We start from the raw sequence: 1,303 nt of genomic DNA on the forward strand, positions 1-1,303 counted from the left end.
CCCGTGTTTGTGAGTGCTCTGGTCATGCCTGGGGCAAGCGGATGGTGGTGCATCGTTTCCTCCTAAAGGAGCAGGTCTTCTGATCGATCGAATAACTAGTTGCATTCACAACTTTGTCAAGATAAAGTTTGATGGATGATAAGGCAGGAACGGTGATGCAGACGATTCTTCATGACTATTGGCGGTCTTCAGCGTCCTACAGGGTGCGGATAGGCCTAAATTTGCTTGGATTGCCCTATCGAAGCGTATCCGTTGATTTGCTTGGAGGGKGGCAGCGCAGTGCCGATTACCTCGCATGCAACCCTCAGGGGCTTGTACCCGCCCTCGAAATTGACGGCGTCATACTGACGCAATCACTTGCCATCCTTGAGTATCTCAACGAGACGCATTCCGCCGGTTGGCTTGGCTCGGCCTTGCTGGAGAAGGCCCGTATCCGGGCGCTAGCCTATGCGATTGCAATGGAGGTTCACGCGGTCTGCAATCTCCGCGTCGCGCGTTATGCAGTTTCGCTTGGCGGAACGACGCTTGAAGACTGGATAAAACATTTTATCCGTGATGGTCTTGCCGATTTCGAAGCCATGCTCGCCCAGAACAAACGCCCAAGCCAATACTGCCACGGCGGCGTGGTTAGCCTTGCCGATATCTGCCTTGTTCCGCAGGTTTACAACGCGACGCGCTGGAACGTGGATATGGCAGAGTTTCCAAAAACTGCGGCTATCGCCGCGCGGCTAGAAAAGCTAGAGGCATTTGCCGACGCCCACCCAGACAGGGCAAGTCCCCAATCGTGACTTGTTCCGAATCCTGTGGCACGTTAGGGCGGCAGGATATTGGAAGTCGGAATGGCAGAGCACGATACGGACCCGGAATTCGATCTAGAGCAGTTTCTCCCCTATCTGCTCAATCAGGCGGCAGAAGCAACCTCCCGCTCATTTCAAGCGGTCTATGTTGATCTTTACGGGATGACACGCACGCAGTGGCGCGTCATGGCCAACCTTGGCAAGTTCGGCGCGATGAYGGCAAAGGACATCTGCGACATCTCTCATATTGAAAAGAGCAAAGTTAGCCGAGCCGTTTCCACGCTTGAGTCGGCAGGTCTTCTCCTGCGAACGCCGAGCAAGGATGACCGACGGGCAGAATTTCTCAGTCTTACTGAGCATGGAATGACTGTGTTCCGCGATCTTGGCCATCGTGCAAACGAGTATGATAGAAAATTGCGGGCAGACCTTGGGGAGCAGATTTCTGCCGAACTTATCCATTTGCTGGGGATGCTGATGAAGCGTTGACGGCTACCCAACGCCCTGAC

2 protein-coding genes are annotated in these 1,303 nt (G+C 54.2%); both read left to right on the forward strand.

Features of this window, described 5'->3' with window-relative positions; genetic code table 11:
• Nucleotides 1–131 precede the first annotated feature (131 nt).
• Nucleotides 132–788, forward strand: a complete 657-nt coding sequence (gene maiA / locus AC1D17_RS28995) for a maleylacetoacetate isomerase (RefSeq protein WP_477568640.1) — start codon at nucleotides 132–134, stop codon at nucleotides 786–788.
• A gap of 51 nt (nucleotides 789–839) precedes the next feature.
• On the forward strand, nucleotides 840–1,283 hold the full coding sequence (locus AC1D17_RS29000; RefSeq protein WP_477568641.1) for a MarR family winged helix-turn-helix transcriptional regulator: 444 nt from the start codon (nucleotides 840–842) through the stop codon (nucleotides 1,281–1,283).
• The last annotated feature ends 20 nt before the right edge of the window (nucleotides 1,284–1,303 follow it).

This window comes from Pararhizobium sp. P1_E7 (assembly GCF_056405855.1).